Source organism: Acrocarpospora sp. B8E8 (assembly GCF_039871605.1).
In the GTDB taxonomy this organism is placed as follows: domain Bacteria; phylum Actinomycetota; class Actinomycetes; order Streptosporangiales; family Streptosporangiaceae; genus Acrocarpospora; species Acrocarpospora macrocephala.
In genome coordinates, this window is sequence record NZ_JBDPLV010000098.1 from 19,666 (window position 1) to 35,627 (window position 15,962).

Consider the following 15,962-nt stretch of genomic DNA (forward strand, 5'->3'; position numbering starts at 1 on the left):
CCGATGGGTGATCGTGACAAGGACGTCACATCCTGGACCTGTGTCGCCGGGAACGGGATGATCCTCCGGTGGACTTCCGGCAGCTGGAGCGCTTTCTCGCGGTTGTCGACCACGGCGGGTTTCACCGCGCGGCGGAGGCACTCTACGTCGCGCAGCCGTCGTTGTCGCAGTCGATCAAGCAGTTGGAGCGCGAGCTGGGCGATGCCCTGTTCCACCGTGTCGGCCGCGGTGTGGTGCTGACGGAGGCGGGACGGGCTCTCGTCGAGCCCGCGCGGGCGGTCGTCCACACGCTGAGCCTGGCCATCGAGTCCGTCGAGGCGGTGCGCGGGCTGCGGACCGGGCGGCTGGAGATCACAGCGATGCCGTCGCAAGCCATCGCCCCGCTCGCCGGTGTGATTTCCCGCTTCACCGCGGAGTACCCCGGCGTTCGGGCGGTGGTCCGGGCCGGCGCGACCGCGGACCAGGTGGTGGAGGCCGTGCGCACCGGCCGGACGGAGCTGGGCCTGCTGGCGGGTGTACGGCTCCCGCAGCAGCCTGGCGTGGGCCTTCACCCGGTCGCTCGGCAACGATTCGTTGTCGTGACGTCGGCCGGTGGACCGTTCCCCGCCGGTGCGAGGGTGGGGCCGGACGATCTGTCCGGCCTGCGCGTGATCGCCGGCCAGACCGGCACGGGAATGCGTGCGGTCGTCGATGAGCTGATCCGCTCCGGCGTCGAGCTGACGATCGCCGTGGAGACCGAGCATCGTGAGGCGATTCTGCCCCTGGTGCTCGCAAGGAGCGGCATCGCCGTACTGGCCGACTCGTGGCGGGAGACCGCTGAGCGGGCAGGTGCCGTCGTCGTGGACCTCGATCCTCCTGTCCATCTTGAGGTCGCCTACGTGAGTCACGCAGGTGGGCTCGGTCCGGCGGCGCGCATGTTCCTGCGCATGGCCACGGACCAGGAACGATAGGAGTCGCCGATCGGTCGGGCAGGAAGCCGATCTTGGACTTCGGACGGACTTGACTGCTGGAATCGGTGCCATGAAATCGCATCGCATCGCCGTGATCCCCGGCGACGGAATCGGCACCGAAGTATGCCGCGCCGCCCGCGCCGTACTTGACGCCGTCGGCCGCGGACACGCCATCGACCTCACCTACGACGAGTTCGACTGGTCCTGCGCGCGCTACCTGGACGAGGGTGCGATGATGCCCGCCAACGGCCTCGACCTGATCCGCCACCACGATGCGATCTTCCTGGGCGCGGTGGGCGCACCCGGCGTGCCCGATCACGTGTCCCTGTGGGGGTTGCTGATCCCGATCCGCCGGGGTTTTGAGCAGTTCGTAAACCTGCGTCCGATCCGGGTGCTCGACGGGCAGCAGGCGATCGACCTTGTGGTGGTGCGCGAGAACGTCGAGGGCGAGTACAGCGAGATCGGCGGGCGCCTGTACCGGGGGACACCGGCCGAGATGGCGGTGCAGGAGTCGGTGTTCACCCGGACGGGGGTCACCCGCATCGTCGACTACGCCCTGGACCTGGCCGAGCAGCGCAGCGGACGGCTGACTTCGGCGACGAAGTCGAATGGGATCATCCACACGATGCCGTTCTGGGATGAGATCGTCGCCGAACGGGTCGCCGAGCGCTCCAGCGTGACCATGCGCTCGGAGCACATCGACGCGCTGTGCGCCAAACTGGTGCTCGATCCGGCCCAGTTCGACGTGATCGTCGCGTCCAACTTGTTTGGCGACATCCTTTCGGACCTCGCCGCCGCCGTCGCGGGCAGCATCGGCCTCGCGCCCGCCGCGAACATCGACCCGACGCGTGCGCATCCGTCGATGTTCGAGCCCGTCCATGGGTCGGCGCCGGACATCGTGGGCAGGGGAATCGCCAACCCGGTCGGCGCGATCTGGACCGCCGCGATGATGCTTGACCACCTGGGTCACCCCGAGGCGTCAGCGAATATTCTGGCGGCCATCGGCAGTGTGTTCGCGAAGAGTTCCGTGCGCACCCCCGACCTCGGCGGCACGGCCACCACCGCGGACATGACCCTCGCGATCGTCGAAGCCCTCTGAAGGAAGCATGAGCGTCCCACTGCCCAGCTCGTTCCGGTCCCGCACTATCGATGCGGACGGTGTCGCCATCCACACGGTGATCGGGGGTGGCGGGCCGCCGGTGCTGCTTCTGCACGGCTACCCGCAGACGCACCTGATCTGGCACGAAGTCGCCCCGGCGCTCGCTTCTCGCCACACGGTCGTGCTGCCCGACCTGCGCGGGTACGGCGACAGCGCCAAACCGGAGCCGGTTACCGACGGCCTCTACTCCAAACAGGCGATGGCCCGCGATCAGATCAGGGTGATGCGGCAGCTGGGATTCGACCGCTTTGCCGTGGTCGGCCACGACCGAGGGGCGAGGGTCGGCCACCGGATGGCCCTCGACCACCCCGACGCGATCGAGGCTCTCGCCGTCCTGGATATCGTGCCCACCCGGCACGCGTTCGCGCACGCCGACGCCGCGTTCGGCCTCGGCTACTATCACTGGTTCTTCCTCGCCGCGAACAACGGAATCCCGGAGCGGTTGATCGGCCACGATCCCGAGTTCTGGATTCGCAGCCGGATGACGGCCCGGCACTCCGGTGGCGCCGCATACGACGAGGCCGCGGTTCGGGAGTATGTCCGGTGCTTCTCTGACCATGCCGCGATCGCCGCGTCATGCGCCGACTACCGGGCGGCGGCCGGCATCGATCTGGAGCATGACGAGGCCGACGCGGCAGCGGGCAGGCGCGTGCGCTGCCCGCTGCTGGCGCTCTGGGGCGAGCACAGCTTCGTCGGCCGCACCTACGACGTCCTGGAGGTCTGGCGCGAATACGCCGAACACGTCAGCGGTACGGCGTTGCCGAGCGATCACTACCTACCGGAGGAGGCGCCGGCTCTCGTCATCCGGGAGCTGGAAAAGTTCCTGCCCCGGTGAGCTCAGGACCAGGGCTCCGCGCGCAGCGCCTTGCGGGCCAGTTCCAGCTCCAACTCGAACTTGCCGACCACGCCGTCGTTGCCGATCGGTCCGTGCCCGCCCTCGAAGAACCGCAGGAGCACATCGCCTCCGGCGGCACGCAGCCGCCGCGCGTACTCCTCGGCCTGCCGTGCGGGCGTGCGGGTGTCGTAACGTCCCTGATAGATCAGGACGGGCGCCCGCACGTTCTCCACATAGGTCATCGGTGAGCTGAGCCGGAACCGCTCCTCCGCGGTTTCGGGGCGGCCGCCCAGGAAACTGCGCCAGGCCGCCTGCAGAGCGGGGTGCATGTCCTCGTAGGCGAGTTTCCAGTCGGCGAGCGCGATGAACGCGAACCCGCCCGCGAACAGGTCGGGGAGCCGGCCCAGCGAGAGGAGCGTCAGGTAACCGCCGTAGGAGGCGCCGGTGATGAAGACGGCCGCGGGGTCGGCGATGCTCGCACCGACGAGCCACTGCCAGGCTGCCTCAACGTCCTCCAGCTCCCGGTCGCCGACGGCGCCCCAGAATCCTTCACGGAACGTCCTGCCGAACGTGACGGAGCCTCGGTAGTTCAGCGACGCGTAGGCGAAGCCCTCCGCGAGCCACGCCTGCGCGACCGGATCGTACCCGCCCACCTCCGCGAGGTTCGGGCCGCCGTGCACGTTCAGGACAAGGGGCACCGGCCCGCTCGCGCCGTGCGGTGCCGCGACCCACAGTTGCAGGGCGGTCCCGTCCTTGGAGGTGACGGAGACCGAACGCAGCGGAATCCCCGCCACGACGGCCTCGGGGGCGAGGATGCTGCGCGGCTCGCTCTCGCCGCGGTCGAGCGCGAGCACGTCGAAAGGCAGGTCGGCGCGCTGCCGCAGCAGCCGGATCTGACCGCCGGGCCCGTAGTGCGACGCCCACTGGTTGGTCACCGCGCACGCCACCTCGGGGAAGAAGAAGGCGCCGTCGGGATGCGGAACTCGGAGCAGTTCCCCGGCCTGGATGTCGTACTCGTACACCCGGTGGATGCCGCGGTCGACGTGCACGAGCAGCAGCCGGGTGCCGTCGTCCGACCAGTCGAGCGGGACGAGTTCACCCGAGAGTTCGGGCGCGTCGACATCGACCCGCTCACCGGTGCGGGGGTTCCACACGGCCGGCCGCGCGAACCCCGTGCGTTCGGTGCTCACCAGCAGCCGGGGGTCCCCCGCGACCGGCGAGAACCGGACCCCGCGAACCGGCGCGAGGGGCCCGTCCGAGACCGACGCGAGCACCGCGCCGTCGGAGGTGTCAAGCACCGTTACGGCGAAGCGGCGGATGCCGGGGTTGTGGTCTGTGGTGTCGATGCTCGCCAGTGCTCCATCGGCGGAGATCCGGCTGTTCCACGCCTCGTTCCGGCTGCGGAACAGACGGTGGGCGGCTCCGTCGGCCAGGTGGTAGAGCGTGAATCCCTCGTCGGTGACCGTGGAGATGACGATGGCCGATCCGTCGCGCGCGACGTCGATTCCGCGCAGCGTGTAAGGAGGCAGTTCGGGGGTGAGGTCGACGGGTTTGCCGTCGGCCGGGTAGGACCACAGATGGCCGACCTCACCGCCGTCCTCGTCGTGCAGCACCAGCACGGAGCTGCCGTCCGCGGCGGGCAGCGGGTTCGCGACGTGTGGCGGCAGGTCCGGCAGCCGCAGGTTTTCCCCGGTGGCCGGATTCCAGATGGACACCTCGGCATCGCTGAGGCCCGCCGCGTAGACCATTTCGAGGTTGAGGGCGCCGGGACAAGGACGGATGTCTTCGACGATTGAGGTGCGGAAGCGGTCGCGCCAAGCTTCAGAGGACATTGATCAACTCCGGTTGGTGACAGGCGACGCTGTGGCCCTGCGCATCCGTGACGAGCGGCGGGACCACGGCGGCGCAGATCGAGATCGCCTTCGGGCAGAGCGTCCGGAACCGGCAGCCCGACGGCGGGTCTGTGGGGCTCGGGACGTCGCCGGTCAGGATGATCCGGCGGCGGGCGCGTTCGGCCCGCGGGTCGGGGATCGGCACGGCGGACAGCAGTGCCTGGGTGTAGGGGTGCAGGGGACGCTGGTAGAGCTCGTCCGGGGGTCCCTGCTCGACGATACGACCGAGATACATGACGGCCACCTCGTCGCTGGCATGCCGTACCACAGACAGGTCATGGGCGATCAGCAGGTAGGTCAGCCCGAGCTGGTCCTGGAGGTCCTCCAGCAGGTTGATCACGCCCGCCTGGACGCTGACGTCCAGCGCGCTGACCGGCTCGTCCAGCACGATCACGTCAGGCTCGACGGCGAGCGCGCGGGCGATGCCGATGCGCTGGCGCTGCCCGCCGGAGAACTCGTGCGGGAACCGGGCGGCGTGCTGGGGGTCGAGCCCGACCAGATCGAGCAGTTCGGGGACGCGCCCGAGGTCACGGCCGTGGGTTTCGAGCGCTTCGCTGAGGATCGCCGCGACGGTCATGCGAGGGTTGAGCGAGGCGTACGGATCCTGGAAGACCATCTGGATGCGCCGCCGTGCCGTACGCAACTGGGCGGCCGGCAGCGCGGTGAAGTCGGTGCCGTCGAGGAGCACCTGGCCCGAGGTCGGTTCGACGAGCCGCACCAGGCATGCGGCCAGCGTGGACTTCCCGCAGCCGCTCTCTCCGACGAGCCCGAGCGTCGTGCCCCGCTCCACCCGCAGCGTCACCCCGGATACGGCCTGCACGGTGCCGACTCGGCGACGGAAGACCCCACGGCGTACCGGATACGTCTTGACGAGGTCGGTGACCTGCAACGCCGTCATCGCCAGCGCACCTCCTTCAGCTCTGCCGCACGCAGGCACGACGCGGTGTGTCCGGCTGCGATCAGGACCGGCGCGGGGACGGTGGCGTCGCACAGGCCGGCCCGGACGTGTTCGCAGCGCGGGTGGAACGGACACCCCGGAGCTCGCGAGGGGTGGCCCGGGATCTGGTAGAGCCGCTCACCGTGGTGCGCGTCGAGCCGTGGGAGTGCGGCCAGCAGACCCCTGGTGTAGGGGTGAGCCGGCTCGTAGAAGATCGGCTCGACAGCGGCTTCCTCCACCTTCGTGCCCGCATACATCACAAGCACGCGGTCGGCGATGCCGGCCACCACGCCGAGGTCGTGTGTGATCAGCATGAGTGCCGTCGCCGTGCGCTGCTGGATCCTGCTGATGACGTCGAGGATCTGCGCCTGCACGGTCACATCGAGCGCGGTCGTCGGCTCGTCGGCGATGAGCAGATCGGGTTCGTTGGCGATGCTCATCGCGATCATGACACGTTGCCGCATGCCGCCGGAGAGCTCGTGCGGGTACTGGTCGGCGCGCTTGGCGGGCGAGGGGATGCCGACCAGGTCGAGCAGCTCGACGACCCGATCACGCAGCGCCGACCGCGAGATCGACGGGTCGTGCACGCTGATGGCCTCGGCGATCTGCGCACCGACGGTGTGCACCGGGGTGAGTGCGGTCAAGGCGTCCTGGAAGATCATCGCGATGCGGCGGCCCCGCAGGGTGCGGAGCTCGGCCTCCGACCGGCCCAGCAGCTCCTCACCACGGAACCGGATCGACCCCGTGACGCGGGCCCGGCTGGGCAGGATCCCCAGCACCGCCATCGACGTGATGCTCTTGCCGGACCCCGACTCCCCGACGATTCCGAGGGTTTGGCCGGGTTCGACCGCGAACGACAGCCCGGAGACGGCCATGACAGGGCCCGGGAACTCGACGGTGAGGTTGTCGACTTCGAGGAGGGCGCTCATGATCGGGCTCCGTTCGGGTCGAAGGCGTCGCGGAGGCCGTCGCCGAGGAAGTTGATGGCCAGCGCCGTGAGGAGGATGAACAGGCCGGGAAAGTACAGGAGGTAGACCTTCTCGGTGCCGATCAGCCCGGACGCCTGGCTCAGCATGTTGCCCCAGCTCGATTCCGGAGGCTGCACGCCGTACCCCAGGAAGGAGAGCGTCGACTCGACGATCACCGCGCTCGCCGCGCCCAGCGAGGTGCTCACGGCGATGACGCCGGTGAGGTTGGGCAGGATGTGCCGCACGATGATGCGCCGCCGGGTAACGCCCAGCACCGTCGCCGCGGCGATGTACTCCTTCTCCCGGAGCGAGAGCACCTGGCTGCGGACGACCCTGGCCACGGTGGTCCAGCCGATGGCCGCGAGCACCGGGACGATCACGGCCGGGGAGCGACCGGCGCCCTGCAGCGCGACCGCCAGGACCACGATCGCGGGGAGGACGATGAACAGGTCCGTGACCCGCATGATGATCTCGTCCACCCAGCCGCCGAAGAACCCTGCCGCCGCACCGAGCGCGGTGCCTACGGCGGTCGCGAGCACGGCGACCGACAGGCCGATCGCGAGCGAGATCCGCCCGGCGAACAGCAGCTCGGTGAGGTAGTCGCGCCCCAGCTCATCGGTGCCGAACCAGTGCGCCGCCGACGGTGGCGTCGGCCCGAGCATCAGGTTCTGGACGCCGCGCTCGTACGGGGCGACCACGTCCGCTCCGAAGCAGCAGATCAGCAGGACCGTGAGCACGGTGAGCCCGGCGACGGCGAGCCGGTGGCGCAGGAACCGCCGACGGGCCCGCTGCCACTGGGTTCGTTCGGGCGTGACGGTCGTCATCCGAGCCTCACTCTCGGGTCGAGTACGGCATAGACGATGTCGGCGAGCAGGTTGAACACGATCACGACCAGCGCGATCACGAGCGTCCACGGCACGAGGACGAACACGTCCCCCGTGAGCAGGGAGTCGAGGAACAACCTGCCCATGCCCTGGATGGCGAAGATCTGCTCGGTGACGACGAGCCCGCCGAACAGCAGGCCGGCGTCCACGGCGGTGACGCTGACAAACGGGCCGAGCGACGTGCGCAGGGCGTGCCGTACGACGATGCGGCCTTTCGGCACCCCCTTGGCCCGTGCGGTTCGCACATACTCGCTGGTGAGCGCGTCCAGCATCGTCGCGCGGGTGAACCTGCTCCAGCTCGCCACCAGACCGACGGTGAGAGTCAGCACAGGCAGCACGAGATGGCGTGCGTAATCGAGCGGACCGCTGCCGTCCGGCGAGTGCAGACCCACGAAGTAGAGCGGGGGATCGGTCAGGCCGAGCAACTCCTGGGGCCAGGCCGCCAGGATCTGGATCAGGATCAGCCCGAGCCAGAACGGCGGCATCGCGACACCGAGGTAGGAGAGCCCGGTGAAGACCAGGTCACCCGCGGAGTACTGCCGCACCGCCGAGTAGGCGCCGACGGCGAGCGCGATCACCGCGGCGGCCAGCACACCCCAGACGATCAGCTGCAGAGTGGCGCCGAGGGCGGGAAGGATCAGCCCTTGGACCGAGCCCGCCGTACGTGAGCTGACTCCCCAGTCGCCGGTGACGAACTGGGTAAGCCACCGCCAGTACTGGTAGGGGATCGGTTGGCCGAGCCCGAGGCGCTCCGCCGCGCGGGCGAGCGCGCCCGGGTCCCGCCCACCGCGCAGCTTCGACAGCGGGTCGAACGTGACCCTCACCGCCCAGAAGAGCAGGAACGAGGCGACGAGTATGACGGGGACTGAGTAGAGCAGCCGCCGTGCCACGTAAGCGAACATCGGCTCTTAGCCCACCAGGCCCCACTGGGCGAGGTTCCAGAACGGACCACGGGCCGGGTCGATGGCCAACGGCCCGCCGATCTTGCGGTTCCACAGCAGGATGTTGGGGATCACGTCGAGCGGCAGCAAGGCGGCCGAGTCGGCCAGGAGCTTGTCGGCCTGCCGCGACACCTCGATCCGCTTGTCCTCCTCAAGCGTCGACGCCGCGGTGTCGAGCACCTGGTCGAGACCGGGCACGTCGATGCGCGACATGTTGAGCCCGGAGTAGCCGTTGTCGGCGGTGGGAATCGCGCTTGAGGAGAACGATGCCTCAAGCGAGGGTTGGGGGAAGGTGTCGACGAGGGTCCACAGGCCCATCTGGAAGTCGCCCTTGGGGAGCTTGCTGGCGAACAGATCCCCGGCCGAGGTGTTGTCGATGGTGAGCTCGAAACCGGCGGTCCGCAACTGTTCCTGCAGGATCTGCTCGGTCAGCTCGCGACGCTTGTTGCCGGTCATCGTGCTGACGGTGAACTTCGCCCGGGTTCCCGCCTTCGCCCAGATGCCGTCGGATCCCTTGGCCCATCCGTCGCCCTGCATCAGGGTGCCGACCTTGCCGAGGTCGGGGGTGTACTGGGCGAAATCGGTGCCCCCGTAGCGGCCGACGAGCGGGGTGTGCGCGCTCTGGGCGGGTTCGGTGACGCCGAGGGCGCCGTACAGGCGGGTGACGATGGCCTTGCGGTCCAGCGCGTACGACACGGCCTGGCGGAACGTCGCGGAGTCGAAGGGGGGCTTGGTGTTGTTGAACCAGACGGCTTCGAGGTTGCCGGACTCGGGATCGACGATCGAGTCGGCATTGGGCAGCCCGCTCAGGATCTGGTCGATGGAGTCGAGCTGCGGTGTGGGGTAGAGGGCGTCAAGCTGGCCGGTCTTGAATGCCTGGAATGCCGCCGCGGTGTCGGCGGTGAACTGGAAGGTGACCTTGTCCAGCTTTGGCTTCTCCCCCCAGTACTTCTCGTTCGGCACCAGGACGACCGAGGCCCCCTTCGTCCAAGACTCGATTTTCCAGGGGCCGCCGCTCCAGGAATAGCCGTCCTTCATCAGCGCGCTGCGGTCCTTGTCGGCGAGCAGGTGGCTGGGAAGCAGCCCGCTGCTGTCGCTGAACAAGCCCTTCCAGTTCGCGTAGGGGGTGGAGAAGGTGACGACGGCGGTCTTCGGATCAGGCGTGTCGACCTTGGCGATGTGGCTGTACCCGGTCCGGTTCAGCACATCCTTCCCGTCGCGGATCGCCAGCGTTGTGTACTCGAAATCCGCCGACGTGATCGGCTGCCCGTCCGACCACACCGCGTCGGGGTTGATCCGGTAGGTGATCTTCTGCGGCGGACCTGCCGTGAGCTCGGGTTCCGATGCCATGACGTTCGTGGCCACCGGCGTCCACGCGCCATTGACCTTCTTGGGTTCGAACACCCGTGGAATGGTCGGGATGTCCATGATGAAGGTGCCCCAGATCGAGCCGGCACAGCTCGCGATCCAGTCGGTGCAGTCCGGTTCCTGTTCGGCGCCGATCACGATGCTCCCGCCCTGACGCACCGGCATGGTCGTGGACGGGCGATCACTGGAACCCTGGCTCGGGCCGCCTCCCCCACTCGTGCACGCGGCTGTGAGAGCTAGGACCGTAAGCCCTGCGGCTCCGAGTCTGATCCGAGTGCTCATACTCTGACCTTTCTGGCAGGTGATGAAGGGAGAGTATGGGCAAGCCAGGCACCAGGCAAGGGCCTTAGGCATGTTTCTAGTCATACTCATTGACTATGCTGAAGTCCGGCAGGGCGGTCAGCCGGTGCGAAAATGCGTGCACCAGCGGTGGCTTTTGGTCGACGAGGGAGGCTCTTGGTGGCATCAGCACGCCAGTCAAAGGAGAACCGGTCAAAGGGGGAGACCCGGCCGCGCCGCGCCCGCGACAGCCTCAACAGGGAGATGATCCTCGCGGCCGCCGAGAAGATCGCCTTGAGGGATGGCTTGGACGGGTTGACCTTCCAGGAGCTTGGAGCCGAGCTTGAGGCACATCCGACGTCGCTCTACCGCCACTTCAAAGACAAGGACGAACTGCTTCTTGAGCTGGTCGACGGCCTGAGGGCCCGGTCTTACGGTGGCACCCTCACGCCTACCGACGACTGGCGTGCCGATCTGCGGGCGATCTCCCAGCGGGTGCGCGAGCACTACCTCCGCTATGCGCCGTTCGCGCAGCAGATGGTCATGCGCACCACGCGACGTCCGGTGGAGTTCTCCAACGTCGAGTTCACTCTGGACGCCGTACGGCGTGCCGGAGTCGACGACGACGAGGTGGCGCTCGTGCAGCGCGCTCTCGGCAACTTCGTGCGCGCCGTGGCGAGCTTGGAGGCGGCCGTCCACGCGCTCGACCCCGAGGTGCGGCGCAGGGACGAGCTCGCCTGGCAGGTGGAATACCGCCAGCTCGACCCGGACTCGTACCCCACGATCGCCCACTACGCGGAGCGGCTCCCGAGCCTCGGCGGCCCGGGCGCCTTCGACATCGGCCTGGAGATGATGCTCGACGCGATCGAGGTGCGCGCCGAACGGTCACGGGCGCGTCAACGCGTCGAGCAGTCCGGCGACGAGCAGCGCTCGCTCCGCGAGTGAGGCCACATCGACCCACTCGTGCTCCGCGTGCGCGCCGTCGCCCAGCGGGCCGAGCCCATCGAGGGTGGGGATCCCGAGCGCGCCCGTGAAGTTCGCGTCCGACGCTCCTCCGACCGCCACCTGGTCGGGTTCGGGCAGGCCGAGATCGGCCGCGACCTTGCGGGCCGTCGCGTACAGCTCCCGGGAGCCCGCGGGCTCCAGCGGCGGGCGGTTGATCGTGCCGTCGACCCGGACAGCCGTCCCCGGGACGCTGGAGGAGAGCGCATGCATTCGCTCGTCAACCCGCGTCAGCTCGGCCAGGTCCCAGGCGCGGACGTCCACGCGCAGGTGCGCTTGCGCGGGCACGGTGTTCGTGGTGGTGCCTGCGCGCGCGACGGTCGGGGTGACCGTGGTGCCGCGCTCGGGGTCGGCCAGTGCCGATACGGCCAAGACCTGCGCCGCAAGCTCAAGCAACGCGTTCACCCCGCGTTCGGGCTCCAACCCGGCGTGGGCCGCCCTGCCGGTGATGTCGATGCTGTAGAACGAACCACCCTTGCGGGCCGTCTTGACCGCCCCTGCCTGACTTGGCTCCAATACGAGTACGGCACCGCGGGAACCGGCCACGTCTTCGACGAGTGCCCGCGAGGTCGGGGAGCCGATCTCCTCGTCGCCGGTGATCAGAATACTGACCGCGGCAGGATCACGACACTCGGCGAGCGCGGCGAATGCCGCCACCAGCCCGGCCTTCATGTCGAAGACACCCGGACCGTACGCGCGGCCGCCCTCGATACGGAACGGACGGCGGGCGGTCGTGCCGAGTGGCCACACCGTGTCGACATGACCAAGCAGCAGCACCCCACCTTCGCCGGGCGCACGCCACAGCATGTGCGGCGTTCCGCGTACTTCGACGATCTCCGCCGGCCTGCCGAGCAGCGGCTCTCCCCAGGACTGCATCAGCGCGTAGCAGCGCTCCAGCCCTTCGCTGTGGCCGGACGGCGACTCGACGGCCACCAGGGCGGAAAGGCGCTCGCGCAACAAGGCATGATCCATGGCCAGAACTGTAGTCATGCACGTTGACTACATCAAGGGCTGGTAACATGACCATTATTCTTCGCTAACGACGCCCGCGAGCTGGGTCACTCAGGCCGTCAGGAACCTGGTGATGGATCTGGAGGACGCCTGCTACCTGATCAGCGACCGGGATGGGAAGTTCCCGGCGCTCATGGAGGAGATCCTGGCCGAGGCCCGCGTCCAGACTGTTCTCACCGGTGTCAGGATTGCGTGCCGATAATTCCATCCGTCCAGGTCACGGCCTTGCAGTGCTTCTCTCGTAGGCAGGCTTCGACTGCTGAAAAGGAGCCAGTGCGGCAGGATGACCGGTCGTGCTCCTTCGCCTGGCTTATCTCGCTGTCACGAACACCTTCGCGGCGCTGCGGTTGCTGCCGATGGGTGATCGGGACAAGGACGTCGAGATTCTCGCCCTGCGTCACCAGATCACCATCCTCGAACGGCAACTCGGCGTCGGCGCCAGGGCGCGGTTCGCGCCCGAGGATCGAGCCTTCCTCGCGGCCCTCCTGGCACCGCTACCCCGTGACGTCCTGCGTCGCCTGCGACTCCTCGTCCGGCCCGATACCGTCATGCGGTGGCACCGCGATCTCGTGCAACGGCGTCATGCTCGTGCCTGCGTGCCGAAGCGGCGCGGGCGCCCGCCAACCGTCCGTTCCATCCGCGCCCTCGTCCTGCGCCTAATCCGGGAGAATCCATCCTGGGGCTACAGGCGGGTGCACGGAGAGCTCACCATGCTCGGCATCAAAGTGGCGCCGTCCACGGTCTGGGAGATCCTCAAGCAGGAAGGCATCGATCCGGCACCCGAACGGGCGTCCACCACCTGGGCCGACTTCCTGCGCTCCCAAGCCGAAGCACTGCTGGCCTGCGTCTTCATCGAAACCGTCACCCTTGATGGGCAGCGTCAGTACATCCTGGCCGTCATCGGCCACGCCACCAGACGCGTCCGCGTGCTCGGCATCACCGCCCACCCGACCGCGAACTGGGTCGCCTAGGCCGTCAAGAATCTGGTGATGGATCTGGAGGACGCCGGCTGCCGGGTCCGCTACCTGATCCGCGACCGGGACGGGAAGTTCCCCGCGCTCATGGACGAGATCCTCGCCGATGCCGGCATCCAGACCGTGCTCACCGGTGTCCGGATGCCGCGGATGAACGCGATCATGGAACGGTGGGTGCAGTCGTGCCGCCGCGAGTTGCTCGACCGCTGCCTGCTGTGGAACGAACGCCATCTCCTGTACGCCCTGCGCGCGTACGAACGCTTCTACAACCGGCACCGAGCCCACCAGGCTCTCGCCCAAGCCGCCCCGCTGCGTCCTGTCCCGGATCCGATCATCGATCCCGAGCGAATCGCGAGCTTGACCGTACGTCGGCGAGACCGGCTCGGTGGAATCCTCCACGAGTACTCACATGCCGCTTGACCTGCATGGACGGAATTTTCGGCAGGCGCAGAGTCAACGGGGCTGACCTATCTGTCAGCCCGCTACTACGACCCCAGCCTGGGGAAGTTCATCTCCACCGACCCCTTGCTGGATCTGAGGCGCCCCCAGTGGGCCAACGCGTTCGCCTACGTGGGCAACAACCCGATCGGCTTTTCCGACCCGACCGGCCTGGTGACCGATGGGGGAGGCGGTAGCAGCGGGTGCACCAGCGCTAGCACTTGCGCGGCCGTCAACTACGACGTATGTGTCAATAAATTCGGCAAGGTCAGATGCGCCCAGGCCAAGGCGGCGAACGCGGAAGCTGCCGAGAACGCAGCCTGGCAGGATTTCCTGAACGTCCTGAAGTATATCGGCGACATCGCTGCCGAGGAACTCGGACTCAAGGACGCCCTCAAGTGCTTGACAACAGGAGATCTCGGGGCATGTGGCAGCACGGCGCTGAACGTTCTCGCGTCGTTCGCAGGTGGACTCGCTGGGAAACTCGCAGCCAAATACGGTCTTCCATGGAAATGGAAGAAAGCATATGAACTTGGTAAGAAACTAGCCTCGGCGATCTCAAGTGCAGTGGACAAGTTCAAAGGCTGGTTGAAAGCCGGGGCGGAGGCGAGGGAAGCGCGTAATTCCGCCAATGCGATTGCTAAATCATGCCGCCTTTCTAACAGCTTCGTTCCAGGCACTCAAGTGTTAATGGCTGATGGTACCCATAAGCCGATCGAGCAGATCAAGATCGGCGACCGAGTCGTTGCCACCGATCCGATAACCGGAAAAACTGAGCCATAACCCGTCCTCGATGTGATCAGCAGTCAGGGTAAAAAGATCCTCGTCCGTATCATCGCAGAAACAGGCGGATCGATTTCCGCCATCATCTCCACTGAGAATCATCCGTTCTGGATTCAAGAGTATGCTGGCTGGTTCAATGCTGCGGATCTGGTACCTGGCCTACACCTTCAAAGCAACATCGGTACGCCTGTCCGAGTTAGAGAGATCTCGACTCAGGCGACGCACGTGGTCGTCCACAACATCGCGGTTGCTAACGACCACACCTACTATGTCGCTGCTGGACACCGAGACGTTCTTGTACACAATTCAACCCCAGACGAATGCTATCGAGGCGGCAGACCAGGTGAATCACCAAGCCTTGCACCTAGACCCAATGACTACAAAGTCGATCCCAAGACAGGTTTTGTAAAGGAATCGCACGGGGTCTCCGTTTTCGATAATCCAGAAAGCGTCGCCGGCAAGGGTTTCGTTCCCCACTCAATCGACATGCGCTCAGTGCCCAGCTCTTTGCGTATAATTCAGAGGGGGAGGGATCCGAGACACTTCGAGATCGTACCCGCAGCGGGAGCCAACCTGACGCCAAGGCAGTACGCGGCAGCGCTTGCGCAGATCAAGTTTAAGTGAAAAACGAGGACGTATGTCAATTGCGTACGAACTAAATTTTCCCGACTATCTGACCGATTACGAGATTGAAACGGAGGCGAAGGGATATCTTGCGAATCTCGAAATAATAAGCCAGGGGAAGAGGTACTTGCTGAATGTGTACGACCCTGTCAGGCTGTCGCAGGATATAGAAACAGAGATCACCTCTGATGGCTATTTCTCTAGCGCAAATATACTGATAGTCCCCGCGGTGACGAGAGATGAGATCCGGCAAGCAATACAGAAAATCGCAGTGGGTACCTTCGCAAACCATTGGACCTCACAGGCCGCCGACCAAACCGCTTAACTTTCGTGCGCCCGGCAGGATAGGAGTTGACGCCGTGACATAGCAGCGGATCCTTTGTTCGTAAGCTTGCTATCACGGATATGACGAGGCCGGCCAGCTCACCAGCCGCACCGACGGCACCTTCGAATGGAACGCCCAAGGCGAGCTCATCAGTGCCACGGTCAACGGGGCCGACACCTCACGGCCCCGGCGTTGTTCCGGCTTGATGTCATGGGCCCGATTGGTCCGTTCGTCATCCGAGACGAGTTGTCAAACGAGCACGACTTCCGCTCCTTCATGGAGGAGCAGGCCACCTTCGAACTCCCGGCTACCGGCCTGGGATTCATCGGTGAACTCTCCGACCATGTGGTGGACGGCAAGATCCAGCCGCTGCTGTTCGTCACCGAAGAGGGCGACAGCTTCATCGCCAACGCCAAGAAGGACGCCAAGATCGGCACCTACCTGCGCAAGGCGTGGGACGGGTCGACGCTGATCCATAAGACCGGCAAGGGCAAGACCTACGTCCGCGACCCGTACGTGTCGATCATCATGCACGTCCAGCCCAAGAACTGGGCCGCCATCAGGGGCACCAAGGACGCCACCGGCGGCACCT

Annotated in this window: 17 protein-coding genes; 10 read left to right on the plus strand and 7 right to left on the minus strand. The window is 66.8% G+C overall.

Annotated features, from left to right (window positions below; all coding sequences use genetic code 11):
• Positions 1 to 68 precede the first annotated feature (68 nt).
• The 3 genes from ABGB08_RS49040 to ABGB08_RS49050 all read left to right on the plus strand — a co-directional run bounded on the left by ABGB08_RS49040 (position 69) and on the right by ABGB08_RS49050 (position 2,944).
• Positions 69 to 950: a LysR family transcriptional regulator gene (locus ABGB08_RS49040; RefSeq protein WP_347605647.1), complete on the plus strand. Its 882-nt coding sequence runs from the start codon at positions 69 to 71 to the stop codon at positions 948 to 950.
• A 70-nt stretch (positions 951 to 1,020) separates the two neighbouring features.
• Positions 1,021 to 2,049, plus strand: a complete 1,029-nt coding sequence (locus tag ABGB08_RS49045; RefSeq protein WP_347605650.1) for a tartrate dehydrogenase — start codon at positions 1,021 to 1,023, stop codon at positions 2,047 to 2,049.
• Between the two features lie 7 nt (positions 2,050 to 2,056).
• A complete protein-coding gene (locus ABGB08_RS49050; protein WP_347605653.1) occupies positions 2,057 to 2,944 on the plus strand; it encodes an alpha/beta hydrolase in 888 nt (295 codons plus the stop codon).
• Between the two features lie 2 nt (positions 2,945 to 2,946).
• On the opposite strand, the gene ABGB08_RS49055 is transcribed toward ABGB08_RS49050, so the two are convergent.
• Genes ABGB08_RS49055 through ABGB08_RS49080 form a run of 6 tightly spaced genes read right to left on the minus strand, consistent with a single transcriptional unit; the run spans position 2,947 to position 10,099 of the window.
• Positions 2,947 to 4,776, minus strand: a complete 1,830-nt coding sequence (locus ABGB08_RS49055; RefSeq protein ID WP_347605656.1) for a prolyl oligopeptidase family serine peptidase — start codon at positions 4,774 to 4,776, stop codon at positions 2,947 to 2,949.
• Complete coding sequence (locus tag ABGB08_RS49060) at positions 4,766 to 5,734, minus strand: oligopeptide/dipeptide ABC transporter ATP-binding protein (RefSeq protein WP_347605659.1); 969 nt, start codon at positions 5,732 to 5,734, stop codon at positions 4,766 to 4,768. The genes ABGB08_RS49055 and ABGB08_RS49060 overlap by 11 nt, the downstream gene beginning before the upstream one ends.
• Positions 5,731 to 6,702, minus strand: a complete 972-nt coding sequence (locus tag ABGB08_RS49065) for an ABC transporter ATP-binding protein (protein ID WP_347605662.1) — start codon at positions 6,700 to 6,702, stop codon at positions 5,731 to 5,733. The genes ABGB08_RS49060 and ABGB08_RS49065 overlap by 4 nt, the downstream gene beginning before the upstream one ends.
• On the minus strand, positions 6,699 to 7,565 hold the full coding sequence (locus ABGB08_RS49070) for an ABC transporter permease (protein ID WP_347605664.1): 867 nt from the start codon (positions 7,563 to 7,565) through the stop codon (positions 6,699 to 6,701). The genes ABGB08_RS49065 and ABGB08_RS49070 overlap by 4 nt, the downstream gene beginning before the upstream one ends.
• The gene (locus tag ABGB08_RS49075) at positions 7,562 to 8,527 is read right to left on the minus strand and encodes an ABC transporter permease (RefSeq protein WP_347605666.1); all 966 of its coding nucleotides are present in this window, start codon (positions 8,525 to 8,527) and stop codon (positions 7,562 to 7,564) included. The genes ABGB08_RS49070 and ABGB08_RS49075 overlap by 4 nt, the downstream gene beginning before the upstream one ends.
• Before the next feature lie 6 nt (positions 8,528 to 8,533).
• Complete coding sequence (locus ABGB08_RS49080) at positions 8,534 to 10,099, minus strand: ABC transporter substrate-binding protein (protein ID WP_347605669.1); 1,566 nt, start codon at positions 10,097 to 10,099, stop codon at positions 8,534 to 8,536.
• A 294-nt stretch (positions 10,100 to 10,393) separates the two neighbouring features.
• Here ABGB08_RS49080 and ABGB08_RS49085 point away from each other — a divergent pair, with 294 nt between their 5' ends.
• A complete protein-coding gene (locus ABGB08_RS49085; protein ID WP_347605672.1) occupies positions 10,394 to 11,158 on the plus strand; it encodes a TetR/AcrR family transcriptional regulator in 765 nt (254 codons plus the stop codon).
• Here ABGB08_RS49085 and ABGB08_RS49090 read toward each other — a convergent pair.
• The gene (locus ABGB08_RS49090; RefSeq protein WP_347605675.1) at positions 11,099 to 12,187 is read right to left on the minus strand and encodes a M20 family metallopeptidase; all 1,089 of its coding nucleotides are present in this window, start codon (positions 12,185 to 12,187) and stop codon (positions 11,099 to 11,101) included. The two genes, ABGB08_RS49085 and ABGB08_RS49090, sit on opposite strands and share 60 nt — an antisense overlap.
• Positions 12,188 to 12,299: 112 nt before the next feature.
• Between ABGB08_RS49090 and ABGB08_RS49095 the strand changes: the two genes are divergently transcribed.
• From ABGB08_RS49095 to ABGB08_RS49120, 6 genes are all read left to right on the plus strand, one after another.
• A complete protein-coding gene (locus ABGB08_RS49095; protein WP_347605678.1) occupies positions 12,300 to 12,428 on the plus strand; it encodes a hypothetical protein in 129 nt (42 codons plus the stop codon).
• A gap of 91 nt (positions 12,429 to 12,519) precedes the next feature.
• Positions 12,520 to 13,197, plus strand: coding sequence for a helix-turn-helix domain-containing protein (locus tag ABGB08_RS49100; RefSeq protein WP_347605680.1), 678 nt, complete (start codon positions 12,520 to 12,522; stop codon positions 13,195 to 13,197).
• 18 nt (positions 13,198 to 13,215) lie between these two features.
• Complete coding sequence (locus ABGB08_RS49105) at positions 13,216 to 13,620, plus strand: integrase core domain-containing protein (protein ID WP_347605683.1); 405 nt, start codon at positions 13,216 to 13,218, stop codon at positions 13,618 to 13,620.
• Positions 13,621 to 13,662: 42 nt separating this feature from the next.
• Positions 13,663 to 14,421: an RHS repeat-associated core domain-containing protein gene (locus tag ABGB08_RS49110; protein WP_347605689.1), complete on the plus strand. Its 759-nt coding sequence runs from the start codon at positions 13,663 to 13,665 to the stop codon at positions 14,419 to 14,421.
• A gap of 12 nt (positions 14,422 to 14,433) precedes the next feature.
• The gene (locus tag ABGB08_RS49115) at positions 14,434 to 15,045 is read left to right on the plus strand and encodes a polymorphic toxin-type HINT domain-containing protein (RefSeq protein ID WP_347605685.1); all 612 of its coding nucleotides are present in this window, start codon (positions 14,434 to 14,436) and stop codon (positions 15,043 to 15,045) included.
• A 535-nt stretch (positions 15,046 to 15,580) separates the two neighbouring features.
• Positions 15,581 to 15,962 (plus strand): DUF3987 domain-containing protein (locus ABGB08_RS49120; RefSeq protein WP_347605687.1); only part of this gene is annotated, 382 nt, incomplete at its 3' end.

Coding starts and splice junctions, on each gene's coding strand:
- ABGB08_RS49045 (WP_347605650.1), top strand. CDS start 1,021: ATGAAATCGCATCGCATCGCCGTGATCCCCGGCGACGGAATCGGCACC.
- ABGB08_RS49050 (WP_347605653.1), top strand. CDS start 2,057: ATGAGCGTCCCACTGCCCAGCTCGTTCCGGTCCCGCACTATCGATGCG.
- ABGB08_RS49055 (WP_347605656.1), bottom strand. CDS start 4,776: ATGTCCTCTGAAGCTTGGCGCGACCGCTTCCGCACCTCAATCGTCGAA.
- ABGB08_RS49060 (WP_347605659.1), bottom strand. CDS start 5,734: ATGACGGCGTTGCAGGTCACCGACCTCGTCAAGACGTATCCGGTACGC.
- ABGB08_RS49065 (WP_347605662.1), bottom strand. CDS start 6,702: ATGAGCGCCCTCCTCGAAGTCGACAACCTCACCGTCGAGTTCCCGGGC.
- ABGB08_RS49070 (WP_347605664.1), bottom strand. CDS start 7,565: ATGACGACCGTCACGCCCGAACGAACCCAGTGGCAGCGGGCCCGTCGG.
- ABGB08_RS49075 (WP_347605666.1), bottom strand. CDS start 8,527: ATGTTCGCTTACGTGGCACGGCGGCTGCTCTACTCAGTCCCCGTCATA.
- ABGB08_RS49080 (WP_347605669.1), bottom strand. CDS start 10,099: ATGCCGGTGCGTCAGGGCGGGAGCATCGTGATCGGCGCCGAACAGGAA.
- ABGB08_RS49090 (WP_347605675.1), bottom strand. CDS start 12,187: ATGGATCATGCCTTGTTGCGCGAGCGCCTTTCCGCCCTGGTGGCCGTC.
- ABGB08_RS49095 (WP_347605678.1), top strand. CDS start 12,300: ATGGATCTGGAGGACGCCTGCTACCTGATCAGCGACCGGGATGGGAAG.
- ABGB08_RS49105 (WP_347605683.1), top strand. CDS start 13,216: ATGGATCTGGAGGACGCCGGCTGCCGGGTCCGCTACCTGATCCGCGAC.